This is a genomic window from Fervidobacterium gondwanense DSM 13020, assembly GCF_900143265.1.
Lineage (GTDB): Bacteria > Thermotogota > Thermotogae > Thermotogales > Fervidobacteriaceae > Fervidobacterium > Fervidobacterium gondwanense.
The window spans coordinates 1-17,998 of sequence record NZ_FRDJ01000012.1 but is presented as its reverse complement, the minus strand read 5'-3'; the positions used below and the strand labels follow the sequence as shown (position 1 = coordinate 17,998).

Below are 17,998 nucleotides of genomic sequence, written 5' to 3'. Positions count from 1 at the left end.
CTTTAGAACTCACTTTCGAAAAATATATCTTCGATTTGTCTTGATTTAGAAAAAACGGGGATGTTCAGTTCGTACTTCCTTACTATTCCCTTAACTTCTTCAATATATTTAGACGGAGTAATAATACTCACTAAGAAATCTATTGGCACATACCCAAAAACTAATACTTCAGACTGCATTATCTTTTTTAGCTCTTCATCTCCGTTCCAAGATGAGGAAAAAATTCTTTGTATATTTTCATTGATTAAGTATGGACTCCCTGAGATAATAGCATCATCGGCTGAAGCATTTTTGAACGAATATCTTACGTATCTAAACTTGCTTAACAAATCGCCGGAAAATTCTAAGACAGCAATCTTATCCTTTTCTCTCAAATAGCGGTAAAGCATAGCGTTTCTTGGATTTATATACAAATTCACATAATCGTGAAGATTATATCTCTTTTCGCGACCTTCATAGATAATCTTGTTTGTCCGCCTTCTTTGAACATCTTTGTCAGATGGATCTTCTTTTATTAACCCTTTTCTTTCTGCATCTTTCCTGCAAAACACCTTGCGATGTTTAAAAATTCCATGCAAATTTGAGATTGGTGCTATATAATACAGCATCTTAAACAAAGTATTCCCCCCTATATTGATAATCATCAATGTTAAGTTCTACGTCTGTATCATCCAAAGAAAACTCTATATCTCTTGAGAAAACCTTTAAGATTTCGAAGCAAGGTTTCTTCTTCTAAGTCGATTATATCATAATCTCATTGACTTCACTGAATCCGTTGTGTTCCTATTCCTGACTCTCAAGCTCTTCGATAAGCTTCTCAACATCCTTAAAATTTCTATCATCCACATATATTTTCTGGAAGTGAGAGAGTGCTTTCTTTTTGTTGCCGAGTTTTAGATATGTTTGTCCCAAAAGGTAATGAAAGAGCTTGAGCTGTTCATTCGCCATTTTTCTCGAACGCACTGGACCTTTCTGGAGAACCTCTAAGGCGAGTTCTGTTTTCTCTAATTCAAGAAAGCAGTCGGCTAAAAGGTTAATCACCAAAACCTCGTTTCTTAGGAAAGCTATTCCTAAGGGCAGTGAAGCAAATAGAATGGCAACACCTATAATTAACAAAGAAATTGATAGATTTCTAAATGCTGATAAGTCCTTTATGTTTGAAGGTTTGTAGATGGTAACGACTATAGGTCCTTCGCTTATGCTATTAGGCTTCGCTTGTTCATAGTTGTGACGTTTCTTGGATAACTCCCATTCCACTTTTGCTCAAGTTTATGCGAAAGCTTTTACCAATGCTTATGCTTCTTCGAAAACACCAACGCATATTTAATTCCTTCCTTTAAGTTATCGATTATGTTCTATCACTCCGATAGCTCAAACAAAAACTTCAGTGGTTTGAATCCACTGGGGTTTCTTTTGATTTTCTTTACAAATTACTCAGCAAGCAGTTTCTTCGCTTCATCAATTGTCGGTATCTTTCCTGAAAGGACTATCTTCCCATCGATTGCTACTGCTGGGGTTGCTGCAACTCCTCTTGAAATTATTTCGTTGATGTCTTGGACTTTCTCAACTACTGCGTTGATTCCAAGTTCTTGAATCGCAGTTTCAATAATCTTGAGCGTCTGTTTGCACTTTGGACATCCTGAACCGAGTACTTCTACCTTCTTTGCCATGCAATAATCCCTCCTATGCTTGTTTAGTAGGTTTATCCAATAAGACCATAGATCATTCCAAATATTGTTGAGAAAAGAACAACCAAGCCGAAGTATGTAAATGCTTTCTTTTTTCCAAGAAGCTTTGTTATGACTATCATGCTTGGCAAACTTAGAGAGTTTCCTGCCATGAGCAATGCAAGTGTCGGTCCTTTTGCCATTCCAAGTTGTGTCAATGCTTGCACTATCGGCACTTCTGTAAGCGTTGCAAAGTACATTAACGCACCTATGATGGAAGCAACGAATGTTGAGAATATGTTGTTCTTGCCAAGTAAGAAGACCACTACATTCTGTGGAAGTAGTTTTGTTATGATTCCTGCTAAGAATACACCTACAAATAGGTATGGAAGTATCTTCTTAGCAAAATCCCACGTCTCAGCAATCCAAGATCTTGTTTCGTCTCTTTCAAATCCGAAAAGTGCCATCCCAAATACTGATAAGCCAAGTACGCCGAGTCCAGCATTTTTAATTGTTGGGTTTATTTTGAGCCCGCTGAGTACAAGGAAAAAGAGTTGCAACAGAAAAAATGTCAGTGCTTTTGCATTACTTGTGTTTGTCTCAGCTGTTTGTACAAATCCACCACTACCTTTTTCTTTGTAAATCAGCTCCATAATTAAACCTATGAGTATCGCTGCACTTAATGTTGCTATCATCCTTGCAATTCCAAGGTCCCAGCCAAGGATTCTTGCTGTTAGAAATATCGCTGCGATGTTGATAGCGGGTCCTGCGAAAAGGAATGTTGCTGCTGGACCGATTCCTGCTCCTTTCTTATATATGCCACCAAAAAGCGGGAGGATTGTACAAGAGCAAACCGCAAGTATTGCCCCGCTGATAGCTGCAATTGGGTAGGATATTATTCTTTTGGCATCAGGACCGAGAAGTTTCAGTATGGCATCTTTTTTGAGCATGACGGAAATTGTGCCAGCGATGAAGAATGCAGGGACTAAACAAAGTAGAACGTGTTCGCGGGCGTATTCGTTGAGCATAACAAAACCGTTTAAGATGCTGTCCTTAACAGCGGGTGCATCGAATGGGACAAAATAGAATACGAAGAATACGGCTAAGATTAGAAAGAATAATTTTAGTTCGCTCACCTTATTTCACCTCTGCATTAATATATTTGTCTATTAAATCCAGAAATTCTTTCAAAAATCTGTTGTCCGAAAGTTTGTAAAAGACCATGTTACCTTTCTTTTCTGTTTCGACCAGTCCACTTAGTCTCATCATGGACAGGTGTTGAGATAGGTTTGGTTGACTAATACCGATGCGTGGTAACATTTCACACACGCAGAGTTTTTCGTTATCTTTTAACATCATAAGTATTTGCAATCTTATCGGGTGTGCGATCACTTTTAATGTCTCTGCATACTTCTCTAAGTTCTCTACCATGCTTCCACTCCTTTCAAGCATAAAGTGTAATTTCTGTATTTAGTATATAAGAATATTCTAATATTTTCAAGTGACTTTTTTAACTTTCAAACAAAAAACAAAGGGCATTGAAAAATGCCCTCTGCTATGCGTTGTAGACAAATGGTTATTGTTTGATTAGTATCATTGTTATGTCGTCTTCTTGTAAGCCAGAAGCCCTAAGTGAGAGTGTTTTTAAATATATGCTTGTTGTATTATCTTCAGGCGCGAGTGTGCTGATTAGTCCTTCTGTTCCCAGCATACCAGTTTTTGTTTTCATTTCTGTAAGTCCATCTGTATAAAGGAGCAGATTGCCGTCTGAAAGCTTATGGCGATTAATAATCGATTCATCGTACTCATCACTTAACCCCCATCCAACTGGAACAACATTCTTCGTTTTAACAACCTTTTTTTGTGTTATGTTAACTGGAGATGGATGTCCCATGTTTATAAAGGTAAATTCATCTTCCTTAAGCTGTCCGAATATCGATGTTAAGTATACTCCCTGCAATTTGAATCTTTTCAGTTCATTCTCTAACAAGTATGGAAGCGCATTTAAAGGAGGGTCGAAGGCAATGACAGAGTCGAGAGAAATCCTAATCAGCATACTCACAAGCGCAGCGGCTACTCCATGACCGCTGATGTCGATGATTCCAATCCATGGTGGGTTGTAGTAAATCATGTCTCCACCAAGTCCTGTTGACGGGCGGTAGAAGAATTCTATCTTGTCGTTACTTTCAGGTACGAACCCTTCTTGAATGGTTATAGCGAGTGACATGTCAGCATCCAATTTCTCGGCATCTGTAAATAGTTCTACAGCTCCAAGTATTTCATTACCGTTTTTGATAGGTAGACCGAATACAGAAAAAGGCCTCCTTTTACCTGATTTTGTCAACCCATATACCGCAAAAGGTACTTCGACTGGAATACCATTTTTGATAGCTTGGTATAATGGGCAAAGGTCGGTTGAACAGACGGGAATGCCTGTTCTATCAACATGATTAAGCACTTGTTCAGCGCATTTCCTTCCTATGACTTCTTCTGAGTCATATCCTGTTAGACTTGTCGCTTGTCCGTTCCAGAAGACAATCTTTCTATTTTTGTCAACAACGTATGCGGAAATTTCGAGTGCTTGTAAAAAGTCCAAAACGTTCGTTCTTGAAAGATATTCCGATAGTTCCATAAATGCCACCTTCTTATTCTTCTTTGGTAGTTTCTAACATGTCAATAAAGTTTTTCAACCATTCAAAGTAGCGATTTTCATCGATCAGTTCTTCTATGGCCACATCTGGTCCGTCACCTATAACAAAGTCAATATTGGTATTGTATTCGACTCTGCCTTGAGGCATTACTATGTATGTGCGAGTATTGGGGAGTATTTTCCAAAATTCATCTGTATAGTAAACGCCTTTGTTGATACTTTCAGGAATATTCCAAGCGATGAAATTTCCAAGTTGGTGCTGATTCAGAACTGTTATGAGCGTCTTTTGTGGCTGGTAGAAACAAGAGTTGTTGACAAGAAAATAAACTTTTGCATCTATTCTATGGTCGTCTGGTTCTATTGGAATTTGTTTCTTTTCGATTTCCTTGTTTCTAAATCTGCCCGTGTATTTCGGATACAGTGCCGTTGGACTTGTAATTAGTTTTGATATTATAATCGTCGGTATTGTGCTGTCGCCGTCGTTTGCATATCTTAAGTCGAAGATTACATTCGTTGCGTCATTTAGTTCACCAAATGCTTCAAGCAAACTTGTCATTTGCTTCTTATCAAAGATCTCGAAGCTGAGTATTTTTAGAATTGCATAATCCTTTATCTTGTAAATCTTGACATTCTCGACGTCTTTTTTTATTTCAGTGTCCCATCTTTTCTTGTCCATTGCTTTGATGTACGCTGTTCTTTGTACACTGGAGTTAGGAAGATAATATGTGATGTGAATAGTTGAGCCATCAATTATGCTGGGATAAGCATACAGTAATTTATCGACAAAAGCATATTCTCTTTCAAATTCATCAAGTGTGGGGAATAAATCTCTGTATTTCTCAATTATGTCTTTTATTTGGTATCCGTTCATTGTAAGTATTCTTGAACCAACAGGAATTTCGCATTTGCTTTTGTAGACTATAACGTCTCCATCAATAAGTTTGAAGCTCATCGGGAGAACTTTGTCCGTTGATTTTAATTGAATTTCTATTCTTGTAATTCCGTCGTTTAGTTTTGACAGGATTGGTTCAAGTTTGAGTGCGAATTCATAAGTACTCAATCTTTCGGTGATTTCTACATTCTCAAAAACAATCTCATCTCTTTTCACCGGATTCCATAAATCAACGTGTCTGTCTCTTAGGTATTCTTTCGCAACTCCTACGTCAACGAGTAACGCAAACGGTGAGTATCTATAATGTTCATATATGTAAAATCCAAAAAGACCAATTATGACAATGGCTATAATAAAGATAACTGTAAAATTGAACCATTTCATAGCACCACCCCTTACATTTATACTGAGCCGCCATTCACATAATAATTATACCACTCTTTTTTAAGAACTATGTTCGGTCAGTAATAGTTGACTTAAGAGGTTCAGGGGCTATAATAATCTTTAGGAGGGGTGATTGATAATGTTGAAAAGGTCTTTAGCTATGTTCTTATTGTTACTGATTCCTTTTATAAGTTTTGGAGCTGATTATTTGGATGAATTAGTAATGGACGTACATAACTTGTCAAAGGTAATTGTTCCTGTTTTCTGTGTTCCGCTTCCATCCTTTTTGTTAGATGAACCTGTAAATAGGGGGGTGTCAAGATCGAATTTATTTGATTTTCTTAACGACTTGAATCTTGTTCATTTCACTGCGATTGCGGTTGTGAGTGCAGCCGTTGCGTATCCATTCGATGAATATACAGCATTCACAGTGATAGAGAGTTTCTTGACTACCGCTGTTTTTGTTGGATTAGTAAAGTTTGTTGTTGGAAGAGGACGCCCGTACGCTGAAAACAACCCTTTCATTTTTAAACCGTTCTCTCTCACTGAGGGTTACCAATCATTCCCATCTGGTCACAGTGCTTTGAGTTGGTCTATTTTTACGCCAATTGCAAAGCGTTTCGGAGATGTGTGGTATTCAATACCTCTGGTTTTCTCGGCGCAAAGATTGTGGTCCAATAATCATTGGTTGTCGGATGTTATGTTCGGCAGCTCGACTGGATATTATATAGCCGATGTCTTTTATTCAACAAAAAGTCCCGAATAATTTAGAAAATTGGGGGTGCAAGTAGTGTACATTTATGAGTACGATAAGAATTTGCCTTTTAATCTTAAGGTCGAAAAAGAGGACGAGAAATACGTACTTCTAAGTTTCGACACGGTCTATGAACCAGATATTCCAGAGTCAAGCAGAGTATATGTCTACAGATATAGCGCAGAAAATCCTTGGATGAGACTGATATTCTTGCATGGAATTGGGAATGGACATATTCCATATCTCATGTGGTTTGCAGAGAATTTTGCACAAAAAGGCATAGAGACGTATTTTCTTATACAACCCTACCACATGCAGCGCACAAAGCAGGAGTGGAACGGAGGAGAGCCTTTCTTCCATCATTCACCGGCACATTGTATTGTACGCTTCCACCAAGCGATCAAGGATGTGAGAAGGACGATAGACCTTTTAGAGTCAGGACTCATTCAAGGCGTAAGTAATGATTTGCCATTGGGAATTATGGGGTTCAGCTTTGGTGGGATGATAGCGACAATGAGCCTTGCACTCGATAGCAGATTGGATATCGGTGTGCTTGCTTTCACAGGTGGTGACTGGCGCTGGATTAATTGGTATTCTCCGTATGTTGAGCCAGTAAGGGAAGGATACAAGAAATTCAGCAATGAGTGGGGATGCAAAGATGAACCAAAATGTATAGAGCTAAGGTCAAGCAGTAGGCGGAAAGTTCATTCACTAAAGGAACTGAACGATATATTCACGCTAACCCCAACGTGTTTCCATTATGACCCTCTATCGTACGCAAAATTTGTCAAACAACCCGTTTTAATGTTCTCGGGTGTTTTTGACAAGGTTATACCAAAACAAGCATCAAATGGGCTTTACAGACTATTACCAAATGCAACAAAAATAACTGTGCCATCAGGACACAAATCATCTTATCTATTCAGACGTTTTATCGCAGGAAAGAGCCTCAAATTTTTCAAAAAACAGGCTCAGCGAATATACAAAAAAGCTAATCAGAATGCGGTTTAGAATGCATCAAACATATCATGGATATCCTTTAAGTCTTAACCCAAGCAGAAACCATAGCTTTGAGAGGATGATTACAACAACAATTAAAATAATTAAAACGGATACTAAAATTGCTCCGTTTCGATAACCCATTTTGTTGTTTCTCTTTCTCATATTTCCCTATCCCCCAAGTTCTTGGTGTTTCAGCCCCCTACTTTGTATTATACCATGTTGAAATAGAACAAGAAAAACAAGCCCCGGAGAAATCTCCGGGGCTTTGCTGTTAACTGTCTGTTTCATTCTCTGAAGAATGTTAAGTAAGCGACAAACAGTGCTGCAAGAATCCACGTGAACCAGTGGATTTCTTTTCTCTTGCCTGATAATGCTTTGACTATTGGGTATGTTATTATTCCGAGCGCTATACCGTTAGCAATAGAATATGTGAAGGGTATCATGGTGAGCGTCACAAACGCAGGGACTGCATCTGTTACGTCATCCCATTTTATCGACATCAAGCTCTTGACCATGAGAACGCCGACGAATATAAGCGCTGGTGCTGTTGCTGCTGCTGGTATTGTGAGAGCAAGTGGTGAGAAGAAGAGCATTGCAAGCATGAGTAATGCAACTACGACCGCTGTAAGACCTGTTCTTCCACCAACTGCAATACCTGTACTGCTCTCGATGTATGTTGTAACAGTGGATGTTCCAAACAATGCACCTGCAACTGTTCCTATCGCGTCTGCCAAGTATGCCCTGTTTGCTCTTTCCATTTCTCCGTTCTTCTTTGTAAAGCCTGTACCTTCAGCAAGACCTGTCAATGTACCAAGTGTATCGAAGAAGTCTACAAAAAAGAACGTGCCGACAACTATCCAGAATGTTGCTGATAGCAACGTCTCGGGGTTGAACTGTATTTTGAAGAAAGTTGGGGATATATCTGGTATTTTGCCTATTATCCCTTGGTAGTGTGTTACATTGAAAACTGGCATTGCACCAATGACTGTTGTGAGGATTATTCCTAAGAGTATTGACCCAGGAACGTTGAGTGCAAAAAGAACGACAGTTATGAAGAAGCCTATTACAGCGAGTAGTGTGTCTGGCTTGTTAAGATGTCCGAGTGTTACGGCTGTTATTGGGTCTGGCATGACGATACCTGCGTTCTTGAGTCCGATTAGTGCTATGAACAATCCTATACCTGCACCAGTTGCAGCCTTAACAGGTTGTGGGACAGCTTTTGCCACGAAATTCCTTGCACCGGTAATTGTGAGTATCACAAAGATTAAACCCTCGATAAATACTGCCGTTAATGCAAGCTGCCATGGAATACCAAGTTTGAGACAAACTGTATATGTAAAGTATGCATTTAGTCCCATACCCGGTGCAAGTGCGAACGGATAGTTTGCAAAAAGTCCCATAATAAGTGTTGCAATAGCACCGCCAACGATCGTAGCAACCATGAAAGCGCCGTAGTAGCTGTTGTAAAGTGCTTGGTCGAGAATCTTACCAGTTTGGTCAAATATGCCTGGTACTGCTTGCACAAGTATAGACGGGTTAACGAAGACAATGTAAGCAAGCGTTAGGAAGGTTGTTATACCCGCGATGATCTCAGTACGTACACTAGAACCTTGTTCGGTTATCTTGAAATACCTGTCCATACACTCTTCCCCCCACGTAAGGTTTTTTGTATGCCGGTTTTTCCGGATACTTTGTATTATTTACTTAAGTTTTATCTTTGTCTTGTTTTCAAATTCTACAACAGAGCCATCGACTATTATATGGTCTATATCCGTACCTTCAACCATTTGTATTATCGCGTCTTCCAAGTCCTTTTTTTCTTTGTTGAGTTCTTTTATAGTATCTCTAACTCTCAGATATCTCCTGACGAAATTTTCGAGTGTTTGAAGAAATTGTTCGTTTTGTGCTTGTTTTTCGTTCTGAAGCTCTGCCATTTAAATCACCTCGCTGATTTTCTCTACAATTGTTGCTATTTCCTCATCGGTAAGCTCAGGGAATATTGGGAGTGCGAGCGTCGTTTTAGATAGTCTTTCTGAAACAGGAAAATCACCTTCTTTGTATCCGTACTCTGCAAAGCACTTTTGCAAATGTAGTGGTAGTGGATAGTAAAGAGCTGTTCCAATATCGTTCTTCGTTAGGTACTCTTTTACTCTGTCTCTTGTCTGTTCATCTTCGAATTCGACAACGTATTGGTGGTAAACGTGTGATCTGTAACCTTTTTCTTCGACTTTCGGATACTTCAGCGGTAGTCTCTTCTCTTCAAATAGTCTCTGGTATTCTTTTGCGATGTTTATTCTTCTCTCTGTCCATTCATCAAGATACTTCAATTTAACTGAAAGTATTGCAGCATGAAGAGAGTCAAGTCTTGAATTGTATCCAACCATTTCATGAAAATACTTCTTCTTTGAGCCGTGCTGTCTCAACATTTTCGCTCTTTCTGCAAGTGTATCGTCGTTCGTAACTATTGCACCAGCATCACCGTATGCACCAAGGTTTTTGGTTGGAAAGAATGAAAAAATACCAATATTTCCGAATGTGCCTGACTTTTTAATGATATTATCAGTTTTTCCTTCGCTTCCTATAGATTGCGCAGCATCCTCTAATATTTTAACACCATATTTGACTTTTAGGAAGTGGAGTTTTTCAAAATCCACAGTTCTACCGAAAAGGTGAACTGGAATTACGGCTTTAGCGTTTTCTTTTCTTATTGCGTGTTCTACCTGTTCAAGGTCTATATTGTACGTTTCGGGATCAACGTCGACGAAAACAGGTACACCTCCGTTTCGAACAATGCATGATGCTGTTGCGAAGAATGTATATGGAGTAGTAACAACTTTGTCGCCCTTTTCTATGCCGAGAGCGTGGAGCGCTATTACGAGCGCATCACTTCCATTTGCAACTCCAATAGCATGCTTCACATCCAAATATTCTGCAAGTTCTTTTTCAAAGTTTTCCACTGCCGGTCCAAGTATGACTCTTCCATCAGAAAGGACGCTGTCAACTGTTCTGAGCACTTCTTCGCGGAGCTTGTTGTACTGTCTTGTTAAGTCAAAAAGTGGTATCATTTTGAGTCCTCCTTTATTTTGAATAATTTATTTTACAGTGCTCTTCGGAAAAGACCAAGCGAACGAATTCGAATTTGCGATATCTAACATAGATATCATAACCCGGATTTTTTGTGACGAATTCTATAATGGAGATTTTTTCTTCGACAGGTTCAAAGTCGCTCGGCAGGGCTATAAACTGCTCAATTCCCATTTTAGACTGCTTAAGATGTTTCTTGTATATTTTATAATCCCCTACTTGCTTTTCAAATGCGTTTATATACTGTTCTGCGATGGTTTTGTTTCCCTCATTGAGGTAGACAAGTCCCAAGAAGAGCTTTCCTTCAGGTGTTTTTTCGAATGGTTTCACTGCTCCAAAGTCTATTTTATAACCTGCCAAGTATCTTCTTGCTTCTATCGCAATTCTGCCAAAGGGACACCAATCGGGGGCTGAAATTGTTTCACCCCGTAAATATGATTTGTGAGCATTAAGACATGTATGGTTTTGAATTGGGAGATCCTTTGTTCTATCAATATATACAAACAACAGCATTATTAAAGATGCAAATACCTTTTCTCTCACAGCGGAAATAGCAGCTTCTTCAGAGTAAGTGTCTTTAAAAAGCTCAAAAATAAGATGCCAGAAATAAGACCTCTTAGACAATATTGACAGTATCTTTTCTATTCCATCAGCGGTACCTTTAATAATCTCTCGCTCAAGTATGAGAAGTAACGGATAAATTGAATCAGGATATGACTTCAAAAAGAGTGCGAGCTCTTGGGATACATCTTCTCCGCTGTATAAATTTGAAAGGATTTTATTATACTGAGCTTCTATTCCCTGAGCTTGTGTGAAAGAATCTTTTGCGCCTTTTACATTTCCCTCGAGCAGTTTTACCAGACCTTCAAATATTAGTTTATGGTTCATGTTTGTGGTTTTCGCGGAAAATATTCTCAGTGCTTTTATAACATCCTCAATACTTGCATCGTAGTCTTGAAGGTTGATATTGTACAGAGTAAGGCTTTCTTCAGGAACTATGTGAGAACTCTTTACAACACTTTCCTTGAGTCTTTTCATTGTTGACTCATCGACGGTAGAACTTTTTGAAGTTTCTTGCTTTTTATCTTTCAAAAGGCCTTTTTTCTTGAGATCTTTTTCCAATTCTTCTTTCAACTTCATTATGTTCTTTAATTTATCTTCCTCATTAGAACCGTACATATTTGTCATCTCCCTATTTGTCTTTTATTCTCGAGATAATACTAATATATCCAGTTCCGATAACTACATGATCATGGACAGTAATTCCTATTATTTTTCCGGCTTCTATAAGTTTCTTTGTTATCTCTATGTCATCTGTACTTGGTGTAGGGTCGCCAGACGGGTGATTGTGAGCAACGATTATTCCAGGCGCATTCTTTGTTAAGGCTTCCCTGAATATATCTCTTGGATGAGCTATAGATGTGTTTATTGTCCCCTTGGATATGTCCTTTGAACCTATCAATCTTAATTTTGAGTCAACAAACAACACTCTTACCACTTCTTGTTCAAAAGACTGCATATCAATGCAGTATTTGTAAACATCTTCTGGTGATTTCAAAGAAACGAAGGATTCTTTGTATTCTTCTTTGACAAGTCGTTTTGATATTTCAAGTGCCGAAAGTAATGTCACTATTTTTACATCGCCAAGTCCTTTTATTTCCCTTAACTCATCAATCGTCGCTTTTGAAAGTTTGTAAAGACTCCTATCGTATCTATCGAATATCTCTCTTGAAAGCGCGATAACATCTTTTTCTTTCGTGCCTGTTCTTAACAAGATAGCAATGAGTTCTTCAGTTGTCAAATTTTGAGCCCCGTCATTTAATAGCCTCTCCCTCGGACCATTTTCGAGTTGCATAACGTTTGATTACCCCCCTGTCGAACAGAAGTTTCCAAAGCTTTGGTAAAGGTAGTCCGACAACGTTAGTGTAATCCCCCTCTATTCTTTCGACAAGAACGCCTCCAAGTTCCTGAATACCATAAGCCCCGGCTTTGTCTAAAGGCTCTCCGGTGGATACATAAAAATCTATCTCTTCGTCTTCAAGCTCTCTGAACTTTACACTTGTTTCCTCGTAAAAACTGAATTCTTCGTTATCTATTTTAACACAGACACCGGTAAAAACTTTGTGCCATTTTCCAGAAAGCTCTCTGAGAATTTCTTTTGCGTTACTACTGTCTCTTGGCTTTCCAAAAATTCTGCCATCCATCCACACTATCGTATCTGCTGTAATAATTACATCAATGTCCTCGCGGTTTATAGTGTTATCACATATCTTTTGCAACTTATCTTTTGCAATTTTTATAACAACGGCTTCAGGAGTTTTGTATAGAGTTTCGTCTACTTTTTCATCGATTTGTGGTGCCAAAATCTGAAATGGAAGTTTAAAGTGCGAAAAGAGCTCGATCCTTCTTGGAGATGATGTACCAAGTATTATCATTTCTTGCCCCCTTTACTTTATATTCCCAATTCATACCATATATTCTTTATATTGTCAGCGTAATCTTTGAATCTGTCTTGTGAGCAGACTACACCTCCTAATTCTTTTGCAAGTCCTATGATCAGCTCATCAGCAGGTGAGTGGTAGTATACTCTTTTGTACTCGAAGTACTTTGTGCGGAATTTGTATTTTGCATTCTCATCAAAGACAATGAAGAAAGGAAAATATGTTTGATTGAGTCTTGCTATGTATTCGAGTAGCGAATCTATTTTCTCCGGAAACTTCAATTTTGGTGACATCAGTACATTGTTGCCATCAATTACAATCGGAATTGCGGTGCTCTTACTTATAAGAATCTTCCAAACATATGGGTGAAGTTTTTGCCTTAAATTTTCTTTTTCGATAGGAGTGAGATATTCTACAAAGTCGCGGACCCACAGATACTCTTCAAGGTTTTCTGGCCTTATTTTGAGCACGGTGCTTTTGATCTCTTTCAAAAATGTATCCCTTTCAACGCTCTCCAAAGCATATAGTTGGAGAAAATTTTCAACTCCCATTTTCTTTGCTTTTTCACGTTTTTGTTGAACAAAAGATCTATAATTAGATATTTTCTCATTAGGAAAAGGATAACTTGAAGGTTTTGACCAGAATAGTATTTCGAAAAGAACGTACCTCGATATTCTACTCTTTTCAAATTCTGCAATTTTTACTTCGAGATTTTCGCGAATATTCAGTAGACTATCAATTAGGAATGAAAAAATTAAAGGATTGATTTTTTTCAATCCTACCTTGTCTGGATGTTCTAAATTCTTAATAAGCACTTCTAACTTTTCTTTTTCTATCTTTTTATAGTTTCTGAGAATGTCCAGTATAACTTTTCTTTTTATCTCAAGGGAATGTAACCTTTGAAGATACTGTTGATCATATATATCTGGTAAATTGCTCAAAGTTCCAAACCTCCACTCTTGTCTCTTGCCTCACTTATATATTATATCATTTTTCTCTCTTTATTAAGAATTTCAGAATATTTTCTAAATTCCAACGGAAGTTTTGTCTGTGCTTTGCAAAAGCTTCAGTTCTTGAAAAGTGTTTCCGTAGCAGGGTTTTCGACATTCAATATTAGGTATTCGCTATTATCTGAACGAAATGATATAAATCGATGTCTAAAGTACCGTCAGGTATACCGCGTGAATAATGAAAATATGAGAAGAGGTCTATGATATGAAGATAAGAACAAAACTTTTTGATGTGCTTTTTGTCATTAGCGTTTTTACCGTTCTAATCGCTGTATCTTCATTCGTGACTCTCGAGATTTTTCATAAAATGAATTCAGAAAAAAGATATCTTAATACTTTATCTTCTTACTTTACGTCGAACTTAAAATATGCACTCTCGGTTTTTGAAAAGAGTTTGATGAATGCTGTCAGTGATGTCGATTTCTATTCTTTGGCAATGGACGATGAAAACATGAGCACAAGTACCAGAGCGAAATTGGAAAAGCAGATTAGTTCCTTTAAATCATACTTTCCATACGCAGAAATGTTCCAGGTAAGGTATGTTGAAAAAACGATTTTTTCTTATGGGACTGATAAGGTATCTAACGTGGATGACACTATTTTTTACCGTAGCAAAGCGTTTATCCTACTTAATAACAGCCTATACTTAGTTAGAAATTACAAACCTAATGAGGATGTAGAGGTGCTTTCTCTAATTAACTTTAGTAGATTTGTAAGAGACTTTTTCACAAACATAGTTTCAGATGATAATAGAGGAATTATGTTTAGCTTGGGGAACATGAATATTTTCTCTTTCAAGAAAGGAACAGAGACCACAACCAATGATAGTTTCATTTTTTCTGATGAGAGAATGCTTTATGATGTAAAAATATTCGCTGTGGTGTCAATCGATATGGTGTACAAGTCAATTCGTCCAATCTTAATTTTTGGAGCATTGTTATTGGCTGCACTATTTTTGATTGTTCTTATACTTTCCCGTCAACTGAGCAAAAAATTGTCTCTGTCTTTTGAAATTGTTTCAAGAGAAATCCGTGAGCACAGCAGAACGAGTTTTAAAGAAATTAAGAACTATGACAAATACAAAGATGAACTGAAAGGGTTCATAACTTCCTACAACGAAATCGGTCAAGAGCACGATAATTACGTTAAAGAAACAGATAGAATTGTAGAAGAGAAAACAGCGCAAATATATGAACAAAACGAGCTCTTAATGGAAATTTCTACAACAGACGCACTCACAGGGCTTCACAACCGAAGGCATTTTGATGAAAGTTTTCCCAAAGATTTCAACATTGCAAGAAGGGAAGGTTTTTATATAAACTTTGCAATAGTGGATATAGATAACTTCAAAGAAATAAACGATAAATATGGACATTTGTGCGGTGATGCGTGTTTAAGAGCTTTGGCAGTGATGATAAGGAAGTGTTTCCAGAGATCGTCAGATGAATTTGAAAGATTTGGAGGAGAGGAATTTACCATTTACAACGTATCTAAAGAATCCGATGACTTTGCGAAACACTTAAACTTATTTAGAGACGAAGTTGCCAAAATGAAAGTAAGATGTGAAAAAGACAACAGTAGTTTTGTTGATGTAAGCTTCACGATTAGTATTGGAGCAGTGAGCTTTGTTCCACAATATACGGATACATTTGAAAAAATAATAGATAAGGCGGATACCAACCTATACATTGCGAAACGAACAGGGAAAAATAGGGTAATTTTACTGGCATGAACTTGCCTAAGGATATATGAAAAGGATAACGAGTGAGTAGCCTGGTTATTTAAAAAATGGATTTATTTCGAATAGTCTTTTGATCGTCACCATTTCTCCATGACCAGGGCAGATGTACCAATCCTGTGGGAGTGTTTTTAGAAACTTTCTAAGCGAATATATCGTCTTCTTCATCTCTTCTCTCATTTTAACTTTATCATGCTCATCAATATATAGGTCCACTCTCCCTATAGAGTTTGAAAAAACTACATCACCTGTAAAAATCACACCGTCAAAGAGTATAATTCGAGAACCATTAGTATGGCCCGGTGCGAAGAGTGTGTTGAAGTATTCGTCTACGTTATACCAATTTACATCTAAGCTAAATGGTTCATCAAAAAGGACAGAAAGATTAACTGATGGGTCGGATAGTGCTTTACTGTCTTCAGGCGAAATGTAAATTCGTTCGTGTTTTAGCTCAGAAAGTCCAGCTATGTGGTCGTAATGGCCATGTGTTAGTATAACGTCGCATTTTACTCCGCCGAGGTATTTTCCCACCCCTATCCCTGGGTCAACTACATACGTTATGTCATCAATTGTAAAGACATATGTGTTCGTTTCAAACTCACCGGATGTCTTGTATACTTTTAACTCAGAAATGGACAATTTCATTACTACACCCCCACAGATTCTTCAGGCACTAAAATAATATGTATATTGAGATCTCAAAAGAATAAATTGTACAGTACATTAGCGCTGAAACCAGCAACAATACCACCTATTGTATGCGAAAGAATTGCCTTACTTGTTAAATATCTGTATCCAAGAGCATCCATCATACCAACATGGGTGCTCAAGTATCCGCTCCACGTCATGCCTATTGCTGTAAAGACGGCAATGTCACTTGGTTTAATAAGTCCGTGTTCTAAAAAGCGTGGAACCAGAGCTAACGCAGCTCCAGTGGAGCCAAGACACGTTATTGGAAATGCCAGAAGCTGAGAACTGTCAAAACCAAAAAGTACTTTGAATGGAAGAAAAACTATTCGGCCAAATTTGTCAAAGATAGCGATGCCTTCGTATGCTAATCCTTGATACCCCGCAGTTGGATCCTTTGGCCCAAAGGTTAACATCATGACAACTGTACTTATTACTATGACTCCTGGTATGATTCCAAGTCCTATGTCAACCCCTGTTTTTCCCCCATCGAGCATGGCTTCAAGAAATCTCTCAAACCAGTTACCTTCGCGTACATTTCTAAAATGCGGGTTTGTGTGTTCAACTTCTTTGTGTACACTTCCAAGTTTCTTTTTAGTCCATACAGAGAACAACCTTACACTTACGATGCTTCCAATAACCGTAGCAATGTTTCCAATGATTACTGCTGGAACTAAATTCATTCCCACGCGTCCACCTTGAGCTATGAAGAACGTTGAGACTATCATACCCATCCCAAATGCTGTACCGAGGTTGCACAACAAAGGTTCCTGCCATTTTTCAAAATGGTTTATGTAAGATTTATCCTTTGCAAGCGCTATTATTGCCGGATTATCCGAAAAATACGTCGAAAGTATTCCCATTGCAGCTATACCAGGGAGTCCGTAAAGCGGTCTCATTAATTTATCCAGTAGTAAGTGTATCCAGTGAACTATGCCAAATTCGTTAAGTAAGCCTGCGAACGCACCGGTGAGCACAGCCACTGCCATTATAAAGAATACAGTGTTTAGCAACAAATCGTGAGCTGTTGCCATCAGTGTCTTGAAGAAATTTGCACTTCCCATAGAGCCTATAAAAAGCCAGAAGAACAAAATAAGTACGGCTAAGAAAACAAAACTTTCAGAGGAAAAAATCTTTTTCGTCTGCACAAGGCTTCCTCCCTTTATAGTTCTTTGTCTAAATTGTCCAAAGAAAGTTTATCATCAGCATAAATGGGCGTCAAATTCTCTGAAAATGTAAAATAACTCGTATCAAAGACGAAAAATGCTCTATCGATTCGAATGTTGTCGAAATTAATTATTACTTAGGTATGGTATAATATTTATTGAGATAGAAATAAGATTTCCGGTAATAAGTCAAGAGGAGAAAAAATAGAAAAATAAAAAACCTAGTCAACACTTTGACTTTCAATAACTTAATATTTCACTTTCATTCTTCACATACTTGATTTCGTTCTTTTTACCTATTTCATCGGTACATACGGTACGTTGTTCTTTAGTAAATAATACACTAAATTTACTAATTTCCTTGCAGTTAATATTAGCGCTCTCATGTGTTTGTGTGTTGTTGCTTCTGCGTACTTTTTGCGATAATATTCTTTGTATACAGGATCGTATGTCTTTACTCCGTTCGCTGCCATTACTAGGTATGTTCTTAGATACTTGTTCCCTTTTTTCGTTAGTTGGTTGT

The 17,998-nt window shown here is 37.9% G+C and carries 21 protein-coding genes and 1 pseudogene; 3 read left to right on the top strand and 19 right to left on the bottom strand.

The features are described from left to right. Positions 1-2: 2 nt before the first annotated feature. The 8 genes from BUA11_RS08770 to BUA11_RS08735 form a co-directional block, all read right to left on the bottom strand. A complete protein-coding gene (locus BUA11_RS08770; protein WP_245789660.1) occupies positions 3-608 on the bottom strand; it encodes a DarT ssDNA thymidine ADP-ribosyltransferase family protein in 606 nt (201 codons plus the stop codon). 175 nt (positions 609-783) lie between these two features. Beyond that, positions 784-1,257: a tetratricopeptide repeat protein gene (locus tag BUA11_RS10285; protein ID WP_143145317.1), complete on the bottom strand. Its 474-nt coding sequence runs from the start codon at positions 1,255-1,257 to the stop codon at positions 784-786. Then, positions 1,220-1,321, bottom strand: coding sequence for a DUF4236 domain-containing protein (locus BUA11_RS10585; protein ID WP_072760623.1), 102 nt, complete (start codon positions 1,319-1,321; stop codon positions 1,220-1,222). The genes BUA11_RS10285 and BUA11_RS10585 overlap by 38 nt, the downstream gene beginning before the upstream one ends. Before the next feature lie 109 nt (positions 1,322-1,430). Beyond that, a complete protein-coding gene (locus tag BUA11_RS08755) occupies positions 1,431-1,670 on the bottom strand; it encodes a thioredoxin family protein (RefSeq protein ID WP_072760620.1) in 240 nt (79 codons plus the stop codon). Positions 1,671-1,702: 32 nt separating this feature from the next. Next, a complete protein-coding gene (locus BUA11_RS08750; RefSeq protein WP_072760618.1) occupies positions 1,703-2,803 on the bottom strand; it encodes a permease in 1,101 nt (366 codons plus the stop codon). A 1-nt stretch (position 2,804) separates the two neighbouring features. Further along, positions 2,805-3,098: an ArsR/SmtB family transcription factor gene (locus tag BUA11_RS08745; RefSeq protein WP_072760616.1), complete on the bottom strand. Its 294-nt coding sequence runs from the start codon at positions 3,096-3,098 to the stop codon at positions 2,805-2,807. A 145-nt stretch (positions 3,099-3,243) separates the two neighbouring features. Beyond that, complete coding sequence (locus tag BUA11_RS08740) at positions 3,244-4,299, bottom strand: SpoIIE family protein phosphatase (RefSeq protein ID WP_072760614.1); 1,056 nt, start codon at positions 4,297-4,299, stop codon at positions 3,244-3,246. Positions 4,300-4,312: 13 nt separating this feature from the next. Then, on the bottom strand, positions 4,313-5,593 hold the full coding sequence (locus BUA11_RS08735; protein WP_072760612.1) for a S41 family peptidase: 1,281 nt from the start codon (positions 5,591-5,593) through the stop codon (positions 4,313-4,315). 139 nt (positions 5,594-5,732) lie between these two features. Here BUA11_RS08735 and BUA11_RS08730 point away from each other — a divergent pair, with 139 nt between their 5' ends. Beyond that, complete coding sequence (locus BUA11_RS08730) at positions 5,733-6,359, top strand: phosphatase PAP2 family protein (RefSeq protein WP_072760610.1); 627 nt, start codon at positions 5,733-5,735, stop codon at positions 6,357-6,359. Between the two features lie 24 nt (positions 6,360-6,383). Beyond that, complete coding sequence (locus BUA11_RS08725) at positions 6,384-7,358, top strand: alpha/beta hydrolase (RefSeq protein WP_084634427.1); 975 nt, start codon at positions 6,384-6,386, stop codon at positions 7,356-7,358. A 15-nt stretch (positions 7,359-7,373) separates the two neighbouring features. On the opposite strand, the gene BUA11_RS10345 is transcribed toward BUA11_RS08725, so the two are convergent. The 8 genes from BUA11_RS10345 to BUA11_RS08690 form a co-directional block, all read right to left on the bottom strand. Then, positions 7,374-7,511 (bottom strand): hypothetical protein, encoded by a 138-nt coding sequence (locus tag BUA11_RS10345; RefSeq protein ID WP_178137764.1) that lies wholly within the window; start codon positions 7,509-7,511, stop codon positions 7,374-7,376. 122 nt (positions 7,512-7,633) lie between these two features. Further along, the gene (locus BUA11_RS08720) at positions 7,634-8,989 is read right to left on the bottom strand and encodes an NCS2 family permease (protein WP_072760608.1); all 1,356 of its coding nucleotides are present in this window, start codon (positions 8,987-8,989) and stop codon (positions 7,634-7,636) included. A 60-nt stretch (positions 8,990-9,049) separates the two neighbouring features. Then, entirely contained in the window at positions 9,050-9,283 is a 234-nt protein-coding gene (locus BUA11_RS08715; protein WP_072760606.1) for a hypothetical protein, read from the bottom strand. Next, positions 9,284-10,414: a DegT/DnrJ/EryC1/StrS family aminotransferase gene (locus BUA11_RS08710; protein WP_072760604.1), complete on the bottom strand. Its 1,131-nt coding sequence runs from the start codon at positions 10,412-10,414 to the stop codon at positions 9,284-9,286. 13 nt (positions 10,415-10,427) lie between these two features. After that, a complete protein-coding gene (locus tag BUA11_RS08705) occupies positions 10,428-11,612 on the bottom strand; it encodes a hypothetical protein (protein WP_143145316.1) in 1,185 nt (394 codons plus the stop codon). A 13-nt stretch (positions 11,613-11,625) separates the two neighbouring features. Further along, a complete protein-coding gene (gene radC / locus BUA11_RS08700) occupies positions 11,626-12,288 on the bottom strand; it encodes a RadC family protein (protein WP_072760599.1) in 663 nt (220 codons plus the stop codon). Then, the gene (locus BUA11_RS08695; protein WP_072760597.1) at positions 12,248-12,868 is read right to left on the bottom strand and encodes a Maf family protein; all 621 of its coding nucleotides are present in this window, start codon (positions 12,866-12,868) and stop codon (positions 12,248-12,250) included. Before BUA11_RS08695 ends, radC begins: the two co-directional genes overlap by 41 nt. A 17-nt stretch (positions 12,869-12,885) precedes the next feature. Next, positions 12,886-13,815: a ribonuclease gene (locus tag BUA11_RS08690; protein ID WP_072760595.1), complete on the bottom strand. Its 930-nt coding sequence runs from the start codon at positions 13,813-13,815 to the stop codon at positions 12,886-12,888. A gap of 274 nt (positions 13,816-14,089) precedes the next feature. On the opposite strand from BUA11_RS08690, the gene BUA11_RS08685 reads away from it, so the two are divergent. Further along, positions 14,090-15,616: a GGDEF domain-containing protein gene (locus tag BUA11_RS08685; RefSeq protein WP_072760593.1), complete on the top strand. Its 1,527-nt coding sequence runs from the start codon at positions 14,090-14,092 to the stop codon at positions 15,614-15,616. Positions 15,617-15,661: 45 nt separating this feature from the next. Here the strand turns inward: BUA11_RS08685 and BUA11_RS08680 are convergent, their stop codons facing one another. The 3 genes and pseudogenes from BUA11_RS08680 to BUA11_RS08670 form a co-directional block, all read right to left on the bottom strand. Next, positions 15,662-16,267, bottom strand: a complete 606-nt coding sequence (locus BUA11_RS08680; RefSeq protein WP_072760591.1) for an MBL fold metallo-hydrolase — start codon at positions 16,265-16,267, stop codon at positions 15,662-15,664. 53 nt (positions 16,268-16,320) lie between these two features. Further along, entirely contained in the window at positions 16,321-17,457 is a 1,137-nt protein-coding gene (locus tag BUA11_RS08675) for a CD0519/CD1768 family membrane protein (protein WP_072760589.1), read from the bottom strand. Between the two features lie 314 nt (positions 17,458-17,771). Continuing rightward, positions 17,772-17,998 (bottom strand): annotated as a pseudogene (locus BUA11_RS08670) (IS110 family transposase); the annotation flags it as partial.